Below are 18,166 nucleotides of genomic sequence, written 5' to 3' on the forward strand. Positions count from 1 at the left end.
ATTTTAAAATCGACTCGAGAGAATGTAAAGATGAGAACAAATATGAGATATCTGGTCATGATGAATTATCACTTTTTTTTGTATTCAAACTAGCATTTTAAAACATGTTTACTGATATAATGTTATGCATACATCATTAAAAAATTATCCAATACAACTATATTTAAAACATAGTATATTTTTATTTATTTTCTAATAATTTTTAATGGTAATGCGTTAAATGCCTTGGTAACAAATAAAAAAAACATAGATTTGGTTACAACATTTACACATAATCTAAATTGATCACAAAACACACTTCAACTTGAGATTTTAAGATCGACTCGGGAAGATGTAAAGATGAGAACAAATATGAGATATCTGGTCTTGATAATTATCGGAATACTCTGGTTAACAGTGCCAGCAACCGCTGATACGGATCCATTAGGGACTGCTAAAGATTACAACGGCTTTATATTTGAGAATATACTGCATAATGGAGGAGACATTCAAGGTGCTGTTGCTGCGGGGGGCAATGCCACACTTTCTAATTATGGTGTAGGAAACTCATTACCTATTGGTGGGAACCCTGCAGGGATAGGAATGGTTGTAGGAGGTAATTCGACCTGGATCAATGGTAATGTGTACCATGGTGATATACACATAGGTGGAAACGTCAGCCATACAGGTGTAAACATTAACGATGGTGTTTTGCTCAACCCAAGCACTCCAATTAACTTTACTGCTGAAGAAACTTACCTGAAATCCCTATCTACATACTGGGCAAGCCTGCCGGCAACATCAGGAACTACGGTTACTCTGCAGTCATGGGGCCGATTGGATTTGACAGGTACAAATTCAACACTTAATGTTTTCTTTGTTCCAAATACAGAGTGGAAAGGAACTGGAGAGGTTAATCTAGTAGTACCAGAAGGTTCAAGCGTCATCATTAATGTTGAAGGAACAAGTGATATTCTCCCACACACTCCACCTGGTTATTTTGGCAGCATGAATTTCAACGGCAATAATAATGGGGCTGCCTGGCAAACTGTTATCTGGAATTTCTATAATATGACAAATATATCAATGTTTGGATTAAGCTGGAAAGGAAGCATTCTAGCCCCATATGCTGATTTCATTTATGGAAACGGAAATTTGGAAGGAAACCTGATTGCTAAATCGCTGACAATGACGGGCTTAGAAGGTCAGGCTCAGCTTCACTTATACCCGTTTAGGGGCGATGTCCCGGTACCTACAACCCTGAATCCTGATTTGACTATCGATAAATCAGCCAGCCCAATGAACTATTCTGAAGTTGGCCAGAACATAACCTATACTTACAACGTTACCAACTCTGGAAACGTCAATATTACAGCACCAATTAACGTTACAGATGACAAGCTTGGAGTTATTCCACTTACGAGTGGAATCCTTRTACCRGGACAGARTGAAWCGRTAACRKKGRACTATACCATTACTCAGTCTGAYMTKRATWMSGGATYWGTWACCAATRMAGCRTTTGYATCCGGTMTGTTYGSAGGYAACTTCACCAATTCTACTTCGGTHAATGCAACTGTAACTGCAATCCAGATTCCGGAGTTGACGATCGAGAAATCAGCCAGTCCAATGAACTATTCTGAAGTTGGCCAGAACATCACATACACTTACAAYGTWACYAACTCTGGAAACGTCAATATTACAWCACCAATTAACGTTACAGATGACAAGCTTGGAGTTATTCCACTTACGAGTGAAATCCTTATACCAGGACAGAGTGAATCGATAACGTGGGACTATACCATTACTCAGTCTGATCTTAATAACGGATCTGTAACCAATACAGCGTTTGTATCCGGTCTGTTTGCAGGTAACTTCACCAATTCAACTTCGGTTAATGCAACAGTTACTGCAGAGCAGAATCCGGAGTTGACGATCGAGAAATCAGCAGCTCCTGAAACCTATTCCTCTGTAGGAGAGAATATCACATACACTTACAATGTAACTAACTCCGGAAACGTCAATATTACAGCACCAATTAACGTTACAGATGACAAGTTAGGAGTAATTCCACTTACGATTGAAATCCTTATRCCKGGACAGAGTGAAWYGRTAACRTGGGACTATACCATTACTCAGTCTGATCTTAATAACGGATCTGTAACCAATACAGCGTTTGTATCCGGTCTGTTTGCAGGTAACTTCACCAATTCAACTTTGGTTAATGCAACTGTAACAGCAATCCAGATTCCGGAGTTGACGATCGATAAATCAGCCAGTCCAATGAACTATTCTGAAGCTGGCCAGAACATCACATACACTTACAACATTACCAACTCTGGAAACGTCGATATTACAGGGCTTGTCAACGTTACGGACGACAAGTTAGGAGTAATTCCACTTGCGAGTGAAATCCTTATCCCTGGACAGAGTGAAACGATAACGGTGAACTATANTTTGTATCCGGTCTGTTTGCAGGTAGCTTCACCAATTCAACTTCGGTTAATGCAACAGTTATTGCTGATCAGAATCCTGCCTGCACTATTGACAAAATAGTTCAAGATGTCTCTGGAAAAGGACCCGAAGGACGGATAACAATCCCTGGAGATATCATTACATATCAGATTGTAGTAGCCAATACAGGAAACGTTGACCTGACAAATGTTACTGTTACCGATATTCGGATTGAAAATCTCACCGGACCAGATGAATCTCTGAATGAGAATAGAGTTCTTGAGACAGGAGAAAACTGGATATATATCGGAACTTACACCGTTACCCTTGAAGATATAATCAATAATGTAGTAAACGGCTTCATAGAAAATACTGCAACTGTTGAGTGTGACCACCTGGATCCGAGATCAGACAGTGTTAGAGTACCGATAGGAGGAAAAGGAGGAGAAGGAGGAGTAATACCTGAAGAAAAACCAGATTGTACAATTGATAAAACAGTTATTGATGTTGCAGGAAAAGGACCTGCAGGAACAGTAACAGCCTCTGGAGAAATTATTACATATCAGATTGTAGTGACCAATACCGGCAACTTTTACCTTACAGGAATATCAGTAACCGATTCGCTGATTCAAGATCTCAATGGACCGGAAGAGTCCCTGATAACTGATGGGGTACTTGAGCAAGGAGAAAGCTGGGTATATACCGGCTATTATATGGTGACTGAAGAAGACATAATCAGCAGCGGTGAAGAAGACGGGTTCATAGTAAATACTGCAACGGTTGAGTGTGACCTGCTGGGTCCGAGATCAGATAGTGCAGCAGTGCTGATAGAAGAAGAACAAATACCGATCAAACTTGAATACTGCATATCCAAGTCAGTAATCGGGGTGGATGAAGCAGGGGATTGTATAATCAACGAACCTGGAGATATAATTTCATACCAGATAGTGGTTGAAAATGAAGGAAATGTTGATCTCACGGGAGTTGAGGTAAACGATTCTCTGATTCAAACTCTCGATGGGCCAGTAGAATCCCTGTATGATGATTCAGTTCTCGGGATAGGGGAAAACTGGACATATACAGGCTGTTACATGGTTACCCTGGAAGATATCGAAACTAACGGACATGGAGACGGCTGCATAGAAAATATAGCAACCGTTGTATGCGATCAGCTGGACGCGGTATCAGACAGTGCTGAAGTCCCGATCGGAGAAGTCCCGATAGATGAGTATCCGGATTATGCCATTGAAAAAACGGTAACGGACGTTGGAGGGAAAGGACCGGCAGAAACAATAACACAGGCTGGAGATATAATCTCATATAAGATAGTGGTTGAAAATGAGGGATATGTCGATCTCACGGGAATTAAGGTAAACGATTCTCTGATACAAATTCTCGATGGACCGGTAGAATCTCTGAATAATGATTCAGTTCTCGGGATAGGGGAAAACTGGACATATACAGGCTGTTACACGGTTACCCTGGAAGATATCGAAACTAACGGACATGGAGACGGCTGCATAGAAAATATAGCAACCGTTGTATGCGATCAGCTGGACACGGTATCAGACAGTGCTGAAGTCCCGATCGGAGAAGAGCCAACACAGGTGATAACTGAATACTGTATATCCAAGTTAATAACCGGGATCGATGAAGCTGGGGATCGTAAAATCAACGAAGCTGGAGATATAATAGAATATCAGATAGTTGTGAAAAATGAAGGCAACGTAGACCTGACAGGAGTTTCGGTAAGTGACCCGATGATTACATTGACAGGACCGATTGGAGACGATGTTGACTCAGGGATGTTGAATCCGGGAGAGTCATGGAAATTCTTCGGAAACTACACAGTAACTCAGGAGGACATTAGCAGTAACGGTGAAGGAGACGGATTTATTGAAAATACGGCAACAGTAACCTGCAACGAACTTCCTGAAGAAAACAGCAGTATAAAGCAACCGATTCTTCTTGGTTCAGAGGACGAGAAAGACAATGCTGATACCCAACACCATGGGAATGGTGGAACTGGCAGTGCCCGTGTGGTTTCCAAATCCGTCAAAGACATTGAAGTGAGTGAAAATAAAGAAGAAAATGATACCGTGAATGACACTGGAACACAGATTAAAACCAGTACTGAAATACAGTCTGAAACTGACAATGAAGATGTTAAACAAAATAAGGAAAGTATAGAATCAGATGTTGAAAAGAAACAGGAGGAGAAACAGGAAGGAAATAGAAGTGTGCCTGGATTTGAAATCGTTTATTGTGTAGTCGGGCTGCTTGCTGCAATATTTCTATACAAAAGAAAGTAAAAACGAAGTGAACCAGATAAAAAAGCGTTAATCAAGCCCGATTCAAAAAATAATTAGATGAGGGATCAAGCCTTCACCTAATTTACTTTTTAGGCTCTTCGTTATTCTCTATGGATAAGATGATTTTCAATTCAAGACCAAGTTGGTTATTATAAGAATGTCCATATAAAACAACGAAGAGCCAATTTTTATTTTCAATCCAAAGAGATATTCAAGAAAAATATGATCTTTTTTGGTTTATTTCAAAGAGTAGCAAACCAGAAAAAGAGATAAAAGTATTTTTTCCCGGGGGTTAGTTTTAGAAGGCTTCATGATGAATTTAAGAACTGGATACAGACTCATCAAAACCCATATTTTTAATACGAAAGTTATTTTAGAAAACGTTAAACGTTAAAAACAAAGAGATGCGAAAATCATTGAATGAACAAAACTAAAAAAATCTACGTATCGAATTGATGGTAGGCATCTGTTTTGTAATGCCGTTTTTTAATCCCCGTTTTTCAAGGATTCCGTTTTTGTGCCTTTTTTAAAAGATATCGTTTTTCAAGATATCGTTTTTCAAGATATCGTTTTTCAAGATATCGTTTTTCAAGATACCGTTTTTCAAGATATCGTTTTTCAAGATACCGTTTTTCAAGATATCGTTTTTCAAGACACCGTTTTTCAAGATATCGTTTTTTTTACAGATGCCTTGAACTCCAAATATCTTTCACTAAATATAAGACTACGGTTGTACTGAAAATTGAATATAAATTTCCAGCGGTACTGTAATTCTCCAGTAAGTTGGAGACCAAAATCCTGCATTCTCCAAGTCGACATAAGAAATTAGAATATACCTCATGATGCCGTTTTAGAACCATAGATAACCATATGTTGTGATTAAAGTTGGTTAACAGTTGGATCAACTCCCACAACACACATAAGCACTGAACAATTTTTTCTTTAAAGATTAGTATGAGAAATTATGTTTGAACTATATGTAAACCTAACAGCTACACACAATTATAGAGCATTATTTCAAAATCACAATCATTAAAAATTGTCATAAAGGTAGAAAATATTAGTGATCCCACATTCCGCAGTATTTTTTCAAAAATCAATATTTTCTTTGATAGCGTTTTTGAAACAAATCAAATTAATTTGGACTTTTAATGGAACTTGGTGAAAATTGAATGATATCATTTTTTTGTCTCTATGATACACCATATAGCTGCTTTACCTCCTGCATAAAAGTCCAATAAATCCATGTTTTATTGAAAATCGATAATTGAAAATCGATAGCAGGAAAAATTGTAAATATGCAAAAATTTACTGCGGAAAGTGGGGTGATTGGTAAATAGATTCAAAAGTCAACTTTTGTGAACCTACCTCGGAATCGCAGTACAGTGGTATTTCACAAAACTCAGGTTTGTAAAACTTAGATTTGACAAAATTTTAGACATTGGAAAAAAAGAAATGTTGAAAAAGTGAAATACAATAGAAAAAGAATAGAAAAAAAGTAGGGCTGCCTGAGGATTAAATGTCAACTAAGGGCAGCTGTCTTCTGAGGTCTGGCAAATAACCTTCTCTGTGGAGGGCAATTTTATAATCACTTATTGATCTGCATACCTTGTGTGTATATTTTATGCAGTCGGTACCAACTTCACCTTTAAACAGCAGCTTTTCTGTCTTTTCTATGAATTCCGGATAGGTAAATAACAGTTCTTCTCTGGTGTGCAGGAAAAGGGCTGTAAAGTCCCTATGGATACCCATGCTTCTTTTAAGCAACTCAACGTTGAGGTGACCCTCAGAGAGGTAGCTGTTGAATTTCACAAACGTATAAAAGTCTGCGATGTTCTGATTTAAGGAGTTTAGAATTGAATATAGCACATTATCTGTTTCCGGAAGAGGGATATCCGGAAGATTGAGGTTTTCACCTTCAAAGGTTTCGTTTTCTTCAATATTTTGATCCTGGGTTGTCTCGCGGTCCATTTTATCACCCTGGTATGACGTTTTATATATAAGTTTTTTATATAAAGAAGTGGATCTGGCTGTTTCCACTTTATAGTAACAGAACCAGTCTTTTATTTCTTTTAGGTGGCTTTCGGATACACCTGCTAGCTTGATATGGTGGCGGCACAAGTGTATAGTTGTACATCGAGGTGAGATCTCTCTATGCAGGCTCTTAACCTGTCGCAAATGCATCGCTTCCCCACTAGAAACGGCTTTGTGGCATCTCACACGGTGCTGTGGACTCCGTTTTTGAATTCCGTTTTTGAATTCCATTTTTGGATTTCTCTTTTGGATTTCGTTTTTGGATTCCTTTTCAATACTAAATTATCCCAGGAATGCTGACCTTAAAATCCTGGTCTAGTATAAAAAAAAACTTGATTTACAATTAGGTTTCTTGCATTTTACTATATATAAAATTATGTCTTAATAAAACTATTCAAATATAATTTTGTAGAAGGTAAAATTTAGTTCTGCCAAAAAACCTACTTAAGTACATTATATATTGAAGAGTGCTAGAATATATACCTGAGGAATAATTCAAATATAATATCAATAGGTTTTGTTGCCAAGAATGATTGTTGGAGGACCTGGAATTATAGATCGATTCCCAAACTGAAAATTAGAAGTTATAGTTTTATCATTCCTGAACTTTCAGATCTGAACCTTATACCTGAGTTCTGTAGATTATCTGAGTTCTGTAGATTATCTGAGTTCTGTAGATTATCTGAGTTCTGTAGATTATCTGAGTTCTGTAGATTATCTGAGTTCTGTAGGTTTTAATTGATCCCGGAAAAAATTAATTTCTGCACTTTAATTGATTTTTGAACTTTTAGTGAACAGGTTTAACCGTTCACTAAATGCACTCATGATAGAGGTGCCGACAGGTTCAAAAAAGCTTTAAAAACTAAACTGCATAGTTTCAACCCTTCAAAACGCGTCTGCTCTCAAGAATATCCATCCCAAAAGCTACAAATCCATATACCAGACTCAGTACAAGAATAATAGTGGCTCCCGATGGAACATCCAGAGCATAGGAAAGGCCTATTCCGGTAACACTGATAACGGTCCCGAAGGCAGTGGAGATAAGCATCATTCGCTTCAGGTTATTGGTGAATTTGCGGCTCAGGGTGGCAGGAATTGTCAGGAGGGCGATCACAAGAATAATTCCCACGACTTTTATAAGGACAACAATTGTAAGGGCAATAATACAGAGCAAGAAAAGGTAGAGCTTTTCGGTAGGAACGCCCTGTACAGTTGTGAACTCTTCGTCAAAGCATAAAGAGAGAAATTCCTTATAGAACAGATAGACTGCACCCACTATTACTATATCAAGACCAAGCATCAGGTACAGGTCAAATCGGGGAACTGTAAGGATATTTCCAAAGAGGTAAGTCATCAGATCCGGGGCATATCCGGGAGTAAGATAGACAAAAATAACTCCCAGGGCCATTCCAAGAGACCAGAGAATGCCTATTGCACTGTCTTCCGGGATTTTAGATTTCTTGCTTACGGTACCCATGACAAGAGCGGATAGCAGGCTGAAAGGAAGAACTCCGAGCATGGGGTTGATTCCTAAATAATAGCCAAGCCCGACACCTCCGAAAGAAGCATGGGCAATCCCCCCGCTGATGAAAACGATCTTTTTAACAACAACAAAGGCACCTATGACTCCACAGGCAACGCTTGCAAGGATTGCGGCTATAAGGGCGTTCTGGATAAAAGTATATTGCAGAAGCTCAAACATTTTTTTTCTCCTTGAGAGACACTGTTTTTCAAACCTAACCCTTGACTTCAGGAACTCTCTTTGTGCTTTTCCAGCACTCTATGAGGCACTCCATGAGCAATCAGTTCGACAGGACACTGGTAGGTGGCTTCCAGGTCCTCAACCGGGATTTCCTTAGAGTTATGGTAGTGGAGCGTGCGGTTCAGGCAGGCTATCCTGTCCACGTAGACAGAAACTGCACTGAGGTCATGTGTGACCATAATGATTGCCATTTCATGCTTGAGCCTGTTCAGAAGCCTGTAGAGTTCGTCCTGCATGTGAGGATCAAGCCCGGAATTGGGTTCGTCCAGAAGCAGGAGTTTGGGGTTAGTTGCAAGAGCCCTGGCAATAAAAACCCTCTGCCGCTGCCCGCCAGAGAGCTGGCCTATCTGCCGGTCCTTAAGGTCGAACATCTCCACTGTCCTCAGAGCCTCTTCAGCGGCCTTTTTGTCTTCTTCACTGTACTTTTTCAGAAAACCCGTATGGCTCATCCTGCCTGTCAGGACGACTTCCCAGACACTGATAGGAAAATCAAAGTCAAAACCTTTATACTGAGGGACATACCCTACAAGGTCTCTGCTTTTTTCCGGAAGCTTCCCAAAAAGTTTCACGCTGCCTTTATACGGCTTCAAGAGCCCGAGGAGCACTTTGAGAAATGTAGTCTTTCCTCCACCATTAGGTCCAATAATCCCAAGCAGCCCGTTGGGCTCTTTTAATTCCAGATTTACTGCCTCAAGGATTGTCTGGTTTCCGTAGCGAACCCAGACGTCCTCTAGCTCTATAACATTCTCCATTGCTCTTCCTTCAGACTATCGTTTTTATCTTACCCCGAATTAGGTTCTTTTTATATTTAGATATAGAACCTGAATGCTAATTTTACACAAGGTTTCTGGAAAAGATATCGGATACGTTGTCCATGTTTGCAATGTAATCTTTTGCAAGAGGGTCAACAGCCACAACTTCCCCGCCAATTTCTTGAGCTACGACGTCTGCACTTCGCGGGTTGAACTGAGTCTGGACAAAGATAACTTTGACTTTCTTTTCCTTTGCAAGATCCACAAGCTTCGCGAGATCCCTCGCACTTGGCTCTTTTCCTTCAACCTCAACAGGAATCATAGTAAGCCCGTACTCCGCGGCAAAATATCCCCAGGATGGATGATAAACCATGAAATTTCTTTCTTCACGTCCTTCCAGCTTTTCCTGAATCCTCGAATCCAGAGCGTCCAGCTCTTCAAGGTAAGCATCTCTATTCTGGGTATAGTAAGCTTCATTTTCAGGATCGAGTTCTACAAGCCCTTCATAAATATCTTCAACCATCATCTTTGCGTTTTCAGGTGATGTCCAGATATGGGGGTCCAGTTTTTCATGGTCTTCGTCAATTTTGTTTTCATCCCCAGCTTCAAGTGATTCGTTATGTTCTGCTTCTCCTTCGTGATCGTGCTCAGCAAGTTTCCTTAGTTCAATTCCTTTAGAACAATTTACAATAAGAGTGCCACTATCCATGGACTCGAAATTGTCAATCCAAACTTCCTCAAAAGGCATACCAACCCCAACTGTTACTAGCATCTTTGCTTTACTTATTTCCTGGACTTCCTTTGGAGAAGGTTCATAGGTATGAGGATCTGCCCCAGATGGGACTATAACAACAGTTTTTACATTATCTCCTCCGACCTTTTCTGCAAATTCAGCTAGGGGAAGAATACTTACGGCAACTGTTATGGGCTCGCCCATTCCTGATATTTCAGTTTTCTGTTCTGTACTCCCATTATCCCTGGAATCGCCAGAATCTGTACAACCGCTGATAAAAATGCTCAGACCAACAATCAAAAGTACTAATATAGGTATGATTTTTAATTTCATAATTAAACTCCTGTTTTTTCACTTTCATTTTTACTTCATTGCTTCAATTAGCTTCAATACTGGAGGGGACTGAAATAAGGTTGATATTAAGACAAATTTGGCATATGCCCAAAGATTTGAATTATATACAAGATTTTTTGGAGTTGACCCAACTTTGACTCAAAACCGGATCAAAGGTTTTATTCAACCCTTCATTCATACTGGCAATCAATGATAATGCCCCTCATGAATGCATTTCTCGTGGCTGATTGCTCCACATACGCCGATCATCGGATGGCCCATCGAGTTGCAGATTTTGTTTACCGCATCCCTGGAAACAAAAGCTTCAAATCGGGAAACTTCAGCACATGCTTCCTCCGCCGATAGACCGTAATGAGTAAAGAGAAGACTCAAAATCCTGTGCCTCCGAACAAGAAATTCTGCATATGCTGCCCCCATTTCTGTCAGGTCTACCCCCCTGTATGGAATATGGTTTAGATAGCCAGCTGCTGCAAGTTCATTTAAGGTTTTGCTTGTTGTTGAAGGGTCAACCTGCAGGTTGGAAGAAATTTCAGTGGTTTTTACAGTGCTTCTTTTTTCAAGAATAAACTTGAGATAATCTGCCTTTCTCGGAGAGAGTTCAAGGCCCGTAAACTCAGAATAATTCTGCTCACTCATATAGATAAATATAAAAAACTGGTATATATTGTTTGTCGTATACCAAATTATAACGTTATATTTGTAGTGTATCAAACTTGGAGAAAACCGGAATGGTCCTCCGACAAAAATAAAAAGCATTGAAATCCGAGGAATTAAGTTCCAGTATAAAAAGATGACACTAGTGAAACTAGCAGCATGAAAAATTCAGTAGAAGAAAATATATACCCCGGAAACCAGCAGGAAGCTTATCACGCCCATCAGAGCGCCCCCAAGAGTATTTGCCCTGAAAACCTCGGAGGGGTCAAGTTCTGCCAGTTCTCCAAAAATCCAGAAGAATGGATCGTTAACATGCGAAATCATGAAGGTGCCTGAAGCCATTGCAAGGATCAGAATCTCCGCAGGAAGTCCAAGTTCCGGAACCATAGGAAGCAAAAGAGATGGTGCAACAAGCATTGTTACCACCCTTGACCCCTGCACGGTTTGAAGGGCTACTGCAACAAGAAAAGGAACAAGGATATGAGGAAGGTTAATCTGCAGGAAAAACCTGCCAAGAGCTTCTCCTGCCCCTGTCATGGCAAGAGTTGCACCAAGAGCTCCTCCCCCACATAGGTCGAGCAGGACAACACCACTTCTCCTTACTGCTTTTTCGACCAGGGTCCTGACCATTTCAAACTCCAGTGCTCTGCTGGAAAAAATGGCGAGAAGAACTCCTATAAGGAGTGCAACATTTGGGTTTCCCAGAAAAGCAAACAGAGGGTTGGGATTCTCAAAGCCAGCCTGGAAAAGGATAAGAAGCAAAGGAAGAAAGATTGGTGCATAAGTTTCAAACCTGCCTGGCTTTCCAGTGTCTTTTCTCTGCACTCCATCTTTTCCTTGAACTTCGATACCTTTTTCCTGTACTATTCCTGCCTCCTTCTTTTGTGGATCTTCTGTAATCTCTGTAGATCCTGGGTGAGCTTGAACCTGATTCTCGTTTTCAGAAACTCTGGAGTTTTCAGTTTTCCCCAATCTTCTGGCGTAAAGATAACCCGCAGTAGAAGTAGGAATAGCGATAAAAAATCCCAAAAGAATGAGTGTATCCGTATTTGCTGAAAGTTCTTCTGCTGCCGAAATAATAACAGGGGATGGATATACCAGATTAAATGAGGCAACCGCCCCGAGTGCAAGTGCAGTTGCAGTGGAAATGGGGGGGTAATTAAGCTTGGTAGCCAACTCTTTTGCTATCGGAATAAAGATGACATAAGCAAGGATATAGCACATCATTGGCACGGAAAAAAGAAAACCAAGGAAGTTCAGGGCAAGCAGAGGATTTCTGGAAAAACGCATAATGTCAGAAGCTATTAAAGACATTCCACCGGTCTTCTGGAGTAGAAGTCCGATGATACTACCACTGGTGATAATGATAGCAAAACGGGAAAAAACATTTCCAAGTCCCTCAGTTACCGCTTCGACTGCCCCCATGGGTTCTCCTGCAAGCACACCTATAAAAAAAGATACAAGGACAAGGCTAAGGAAAGGATGAAGCCTGAATTTTGCTGTAAGAAGCAGTATGGATATAAGGGCGAAAAGGAAAATAAGGACAGGGTGCATAACATCTAAATCTAAAATCTTTTGAAGTTATAAACAATAAATTATAACAATAAATTATCGACAATAGAGAGTTTTCATCAGTCACATCCTACTTATAACATATAAATATTCTCCTCAGGAAGCTGATCAGAAGAAGAGGAGGAAGAAGAGGAGGAAGAAGAGGAGGAAGAAGAGGAGGAAGAAGAGGAGGAAGAAGAGGAGGAAGAAGAGGAGGAAGAAGAGGAGGAAGAAGAGGAGGAAGAAGAAAGCTGGCTAAGTTCGTCAATTTCCTCTTCTCCAAGTACCCTTGCAAGGTTCAGGAGGATAAGAAGTCTGTTCCCTTTTTTCCCGACTCCGGTCAGATATTCTGCATTAATTTTCGATTTAATCATATCTGGAGTCGGTTCAACAGAAGAAATAGGCAGTTTCAACACCCCACTTACGGAGTTTACAAGCATGCCTATCATTGTATCTCGAACTTCCACTATAATAATTCTAGACAGGCTGTCCCTTTCTTTGGAGCTGAAACCAAGGCGCCTGTTGAGATCTATTACTACAATAATTTTTCCGCGCAGGTTAATTAATCCCTTTACACATTCAGGAGCCTGAGGAACACGGGTGATTTTTGAAACTGGGATGATTTCGGAGACCTGCATGATATCAACCCCGAATTCTTCTCCTGACAGTTCAAAAACCACTAACTGAAGCGATTCTTTTGGAAGTGTAGAATCTTCCTTTATTACTGTTTCCTCAAACATTTCAATCCCTCAGGCCAATTTAAGGATTTTAACCCGCTATATTTAACCAATCATATTTAGTCAATCATATTTAGTCAATCATATTTAGTCAATCATATTTAGTCAATCATATTTAGTCAATCATATTTAGCCAATCATATTTAGTCAATCATATTTAGCCAATCATATTTAACCGACCGCATTTAACCAACAGTATCAACCAACCATATTTAGTCAGAAATATTTTCGGGCTCTCCTTTTGAATTGCCAAGTCTGAATTTTTCAGTGACTTTTTTCATCTTTTCCCCAAGCAAAGAGAGATCATTCGCCATGCTTGCAAGCTCAGACATTGAAGCACTCTGTTCTTCAAGAGCTGCCGCAGTTTCCTGGGTTCCTGCAGCGGACTGCTCCGATATAGAGGATATATCTTCCAGAGTAGAGGTAATTTCTTCAATAGATGCAGACTGTTCTTCTGTAGCAGCTGCAACGTCCTCTATCATATTTGTGATTTCATTGATTGTGGGGACGATTCCTGTAACCATCTCAACCTCTTCACTAACCGATACTGAACCGTTCTTTACGTTCTTTTTACTTGCTTCTATGCTTTCTACGGTATCGCTGATACTATCCCTGATCTCATCAATCAGCCTGGAAATATTTTTGGCTGCGCTTCCGGATTCTTCGGCAAGTTTGCGGACTTCATCGGCTACAACAGAGAATCCTTTACCGTGTTCACCTGCCCGTGCAGCTTCAATTGCGGCATTCAGTGCAAGCATATTGGTCTGGTCTGCAATTCTGGTTATCAGAGTTATGATCTCATTGATCTGCTGAGACTTGGAGTCAAGTTCCTTGATAACAACTTCAGTTTCATCAACAGAAGAACTGATAAGATTCATCTTAAACAGGACATCTCTGGAAACATTTCCGATACTATGAACAGTATCATTCACCAGGTTTGTACTTTTAGAAACTTTCTGGGTGTTATCCGCAATTTCCTGAATATTGTGGGTCATATCCTGCATTGCATGAGTTATATCAACAATTTTTGTGCTCTGCACCTCTGCCCCGTTAGAGATTTCAGCTGCGGTTTCTGAAATTCTCCTTGATGCAGATGCCACTTCTTCAGAAGATGCAGACAATTCTTCCGAAAGTGTGGCAAGGTGAAGTGAACCTCCCTGAATTTCTTTAATCAAACTGCGCAGGTGCTCAACCATTGCTTTAAAAGCCTCTGAAAGCTGGAAGATCTCACTTCTCGAAGAACCTTTAATATTAACATCAAGGTCTCCTTCAGAGATCTTATCAGCAGCTTCAAGCAGTTCGTAGATAGGCCTTTTGTAGATGTTCAAAATCACAAAAACAAGTAAAGCACCAATAAGCATTGAAATAAAAGTTACCAGAAAGATCTTATTTATGGAGTTCGAGATCAGTGTATACAATTTTGTTTTCTGGTCAACACGGGCATCTGTAGTTACTTCTCCAACCTGTGCAGCTATATCCATCATATTTATCTCTGCACTCGCTTTTCTTTCTTCCAGAACCTTAAACTGCTCGAAACCGGCCTGGATATTTTTTGCACTTGTAAGTATTTCCTTTCCTGCGGCAATATTTTCCGGCCTTTGCATTCGCCCGTTTAAATCCGTAGAAAGTTCAATGATATCTTCCATGAAAGTATCGAAATTATCTACATATTCCTGATCAGGGTTCATATCATAATTCCGATATTCATTTCTGGCTTTCATTGTCAATACAATGATCTTCTGAGCGCTCTCGGCATTGGAAAATTTTTTCTCGAGAGTTTCATTTGAATAGCCAGCTTCAAACTCCTCCCTGTACTGGATCATCTGGTTTCTAGAAAGCTCATCTGCGTTTGTTATTAGAATTTCACTATATACAGTCAGATTAGCTCTTACATCTGCCTGTTCGTCATCTGCTTCAACATATCGGTTAAAAGCGTCCTCAAACTCACTTGAAGCTGCAAGAACGAAATCCATCCGGTCGCGGTTCACAGGATCAAGATAGCCTATGTATATTTCTTTGGATATCGCTGCCTGTGTGGGCACAAAGCTAAGATAATAATAAACTTCTTCTTTATCAGAGGGCTCACCGTGAATAATGTACCTTTCTTCCGCTTGCATAGCGTCCTGCATGTTATTCATGATAAAAGTCATATTCTGGATAGCACGACTCTTCTCCTCAACTTCGTTCATTCCTTGATAACTTACATAACCCACAAAAAAGATCAAAATAAGGAGAAAGGCAAATCCTATCACCACATGCCCTATCTTTGTGCTTTTGTACATCTTTTTCACCCGTGCTTCCAGATTCTTCACCTTTGTGCCCTTTCTATTCTGCAGCCGAACTACAACCCATTGTCAGTGCCTGTTGAAAAGGACAGAAATATATAAACATATAAACACCTGCAAAGGTCTTTATCCAGATTTCCCAACTAGTACTCAATATAGATTATTAAGAATTCATAAATTTTCTGATTCTTAAAGAATAATAACCCCAAATAATAGGAGAACCAGAGTTTCGGCATTTATCAAGAATACTCCTTCTGGAGATATTATTCTGAAAAATACAGTGAAGAACTCGCCACTGTAAGAAACTCTTTCACCTGGGATCCAAAAATATCAAAATTTATGGGTTTGGAAAGGACAGCATAACATCCGGCTTTAAGGAATTCTTGTTTACTTTCAGGATCACAATGTCCTGTAATGGCAACCACTTTTATGCTTCGTGTATCAGGGTTGCACTTTATCCGTTGAAGCAGTTCAAGACCATGCATCTTTGGAAGTTCCATATCCATCAGTACAAGATCAACTTTGACCTTACTGAGAACTTCCAGCGCTTCAAAGCCATTTTTTGCCTTTTTCGGCTCATATCCGTAAGATTTCAAAAGGTCAGCTTCAACAACAAGATTAAGCAGGTTATCCTCAACGATCAGGATTTCAGGCATTTGATCATCAGGCATTTGATCATCAGGCATTTGATCAGCTCCAGTGCTTGCCGGAAGAATTCTCTGAATGAGATTCTTCTTATAAAGGTGCTGTTTTTACTGAGATATTATTCTTATAGGGGGTATTTTTGAAAAATATTTTACCATAGGAAACAATAAACGGCTTAATTACATGAAATATTTTATCATTACTCATCGTAGTAAAAATCTTATTATCACTCATCGTAGTAAAAATCCTATTATTACTCATCGAATCTTATTATCACTCATCGTAGTAAAAATCCTATTATTACTCATCGAATCTTATTATCACTCATCGAATCCCATTATTACTCATCGAATCCTATTATTACTCATCGTAGTAAAAATCCTATTATTACCCATCGTAGTAAAAATTTTAGTAAATACCCTTATAAATTTTCTATTGCAAACAAATTTTATTTAAATTTCACATCTCTTGACATAATTAGTAAGATTTGAAGACAAATCAGTTGGAATTTACATGCTGGTACTTAAACATTTACAACTAAATTCTAATACCAAATAGAGTGAATTTAAATGACAAAAAGAAGACATTCAGTCTCCAGTGTTGATCTTTAACATAACGATATAGCAGATAGCAGTAAATTACCCGGCTTAATAAAGATAATATGAATTCCTGTAGAATATAAAGTTATTTGTTAAGATATATACCACTATATGAATATATAAACAGATGATAAAAATATCCATTTTTTATTTGGATGTGTTTCCAGAAAAAGTTGATTCTACGTAGGATATGAAAACAAGTGCCTTAAAAGCGTTCAAAATTATTCTGTGCAGTAGCAGACCCTGACAATATAAATAGGATTTTTAAAACTTAACAAACCTTTAAAAATATTGTGTTAAAATGCAAACATCCCGCAATTGAGACGAGTTTAAAGCTACATAAATTACTAAAGACAATTAAATAAGTTTAATATAGCAGGACTCTCATGTATTTTTTTACATAAACATGAAAAACTTACGTTAACAACTTACGTTAACAACATACGTTAACAACATACGTTAACAACTTACGTTAACAACTTACGTTAACAACTTACATTAACAACTTACGCTAACAACATACGTTAACAACATACGCTAACAACATACGTTAACAACATACGTTAACAACATACGCTAACAACATACGTTAACAACATACGTTAACATAATATATACTCTGATTTTTAAAAGATGAAATTGTAAGGTAAAGTAAGGTAACTTCAGAGCAGTTCCAAAAGGGCAGTTCCAGATATACAGTCGAACAAATACCATCACATAAGACATTGTCACAAAGATATTATCACTTACTTAATAAAAATAAAAGAAGGTAAATAGATGGCAAGAGTAATGATCGTGGACGATGCCGAATTTATGCGGATGGTAATCAAAGACATTCTTTTAAAGCACGGACACGAGGTGGTTGCTGAGGTCGGTGATGGGGAAGAAGCAATTCAGACCTACCTAGAGGTAAAACCTGACCTCGTGCTAATGGACATAATAATGCCAAATATGGATGGGAAAGAGGCATTGAAAAAACTTCTTTTAATGGACCCTGATGCAAAAGTTGTAATGTGCTCTTCTCTTGGGCAGCAGGCTCTGATAACGGAATCGATAAAAATAGGTGCCATGGGTTTCATAGTAAAACCTTTTGAGTCCAATAGTATGCTGGATGTAATCAAAAAAATTGCTGAACCAAATTAACTGAAGAGCTTTAAATAAAACGTTCGATTCTGAATTAACTATCCGAATTTTAGATTAAATATCTTATTTCTGTAGTAAGTACTCAATTACTGGATTAAACAGTTAGTTTCTGGATTGCAGAAATGAGTTCTGGACCAAGAAAGACTGAATCGAAATACTTGAGTTTACTTGAGTT

At 39.0% G+C, this 18,166-nt stretch carries 13 protein-coding genes; 4 read left to right on the forward strand and 9 right to left on the reverse strand.

Annotation, left to right across the window (positions count from 1 at the left end; genetic code table 11):
- Nucleotides 1–339: 339 nt before the first annotated feature.
- The 3 genes from MSWH1_RS17140 to MSWH1_RS21015 all read left to right on the forward strand — a co-directional run bounded on the left by MSWH1_RS17140 (nucleotide 340) and on the right by MSWH1_RS21015 (nucleotide 5,481).
- Nucleotides 340–2,532 (forward strand): choice-of-anchor A family protein, encoded by a 2,193-nt coding sequence (locus tag MSWH1_RS17140; protein WP_048130101.1) that lies wholly within the window; start codon nucleotides 340–342, stop codon nucleotides 2,530–2,532.
- Between the two features lie 56 nt (nucleotides 2,533–2,588).
- Nucleotides 2,589–4,742: a PGF-CTERM sorting domain-containing protein gene (locus MSWH1_RS17145; protein ID WP_369798617.1), complete on the forward strand. Its 2,154-nt coding sequence runs from the start codon at nucleotides 2,589–2,591 to the stop codon at nucleotides 4,740–4,742.
- Between the two features lie 517 nt (nucleotides 4,743–5,259).
- Complete coding sequence (locus MSWH1_RS21015; RefSeq protein WP_048130102.1) at nucleotides 5,260–5,481, forward strand: pentapeptide repeat-containing protein; 222 nt, start codon at nucleotides 5,260–5,262, stop codon at nucleotides 5,479–5,481.
- 776 nt (nucleotides 5,482–6,257) lie between these two features.
- Here the strand turns inward: MSWH1_RS21015 and MSWH1_RS17155 are convergent.
- The 9 genes from MSWH1_RS17155 to MSWH1_RS17195 form a co-directional block, all read right to left on the reverse strand.
- Nucleotides 6,258–6,713 (reverse strand): hypothetical protein, encoded by a 456-nt coding sequence (locus MSWH1_RS17155; protein WP_048130103.1) that lies wholly within the window; start codon nucleotides 6,711–6,713, stop codon nucleotides 6,258–6,260.
- Between the two features lie 940 nt (nucleotides 6,714–7,653).
- Nucleotides 7,654–8,478, reverse strand: coding sequence for a metal ABC transporter permease (locus MSWH1_RS17160; protein WP_048130104.1), 825 nt, complete (start codon nucleotides 8,476–8,478; stop codon nucleotides 7,654–7,656).
- 47 nt (nucleotides 8,479–8,525) lie between these two features.
- A complete protein-coding gene (locus tag MSWH1_RS17165; RefSeq protein WP_048130105.1) occupies nucleotides 8,526–9,290 on the reverse strand; it encodes a metal ABC transporter ATP-binding protein in 765 nt (254 codons plus the stop codon).
- Between the two features lie 82 nt (nucleotides 9,291–9,372).
- A complete protein-coding gene (locus MSWH1_RS17170) occupies nucleotides 9,373–10,356 on the reverse strand; it encodes a metal ABC transporter solute-binding protein, Zn/Mn family (protein WP_048130106.1) in 984 nt (327 codons plus the stop codon).
- A 207-nt stretch (nucleotides 10,357–10,563) separates the two neighbouring features.
- Nucleotides 10,564–11,013, reverse strand: coding sequence for a metal-dependent transcriptional regulator (locus MSWH1_RS17175; protein WP_048130750.1), 450 nt, complete (start codon nucleotides 11,011–11,013; stop codon nucleotides 10,564–10,566).
- 186 nt (nucleotides 11,014–11,199) lie between these two features.
- The gene (locus MSWH1_RS17180; protein WP_048130107.1) at nucleotides 11,200–12,585 is read right to left on the reverse strand and encodes a GntP family permease; all 1,386 of its coding nucleotides are present in this window, start codon (nucleotides 12,583–12,585) and stop codon (nucleotides 11,200–11,202) included.
- A gap of 92 nt (nucleotides 12,586–12,677) precedes the next feature.
- Nucleotides 12,678–13,322 carry a chemotaxis protein CheW gene (locus tag MSWH1_RS17185; RefSeq protein ID WP_048130108.1) on the reverse strand — a complete coding sequence of 215 codons (645 nt, stop codon included), beginning with the start codon at nucleotides 13,320–13,322 and terminating at the stop codon, nucleotides 12,678–12,680.
- 209 nt (nucleotides 13,323–13,531) lie between these two features.
- Nucleotides 13,532–15,631 carry a methyl-accepting chemotaxis protein gene (locus tag MSWH1_RS17190; RefSeq protein WP_231585518.1) on the reverse strand — a complete coding sequence of 700 codons (2,100 nt, stop codon included), beginning with the start codon at nucleotides 15,629–15,631 and terminating at the stop codon, nucleotides 13,532–13,534.
- Between the two features lie 236 nt (nucleotides 15,632–15,867).
- Nucleotides 15,868–16,290: a response regulator gene (locus MSWH1_RS17195; RefSeq protein WP_231585519.1), complete on the reverse strand. Its 423-nt coding sequence runs from the start codon at nucleotides 16,288–16,290 to the stop codon at nucleotides 15,868–15,870.
- A gap of 1,335 nt (nucleotides 16,291–17,625) precedes the next feature.
- Here MSWH1_RS17195 and MSWH1_RS17200 point away from each other — a divergent pair.
- Nucleotides 17,626–17,991, forward strand: coding sequence for a response regulator (locus MSWH1_RS17200; RefSeq protein WP_048130109.1), 366 nt, complete (start codon nucleotides 17,626–17,628; stop codon nucleotides 17,989–17,991).
- The last annotated feature ends 175 nt before the right edge of the window (nucleotides 17,992–18,166 follow it).

The organism is Methanosarcina sp. WH1 (assembly GCF_000970005.1).
Lineage (GTDB): Archaea > Halobacteriota > Methanosarcinia > Methanosarcinales > Methanosarcinaceae > Methanosarcina.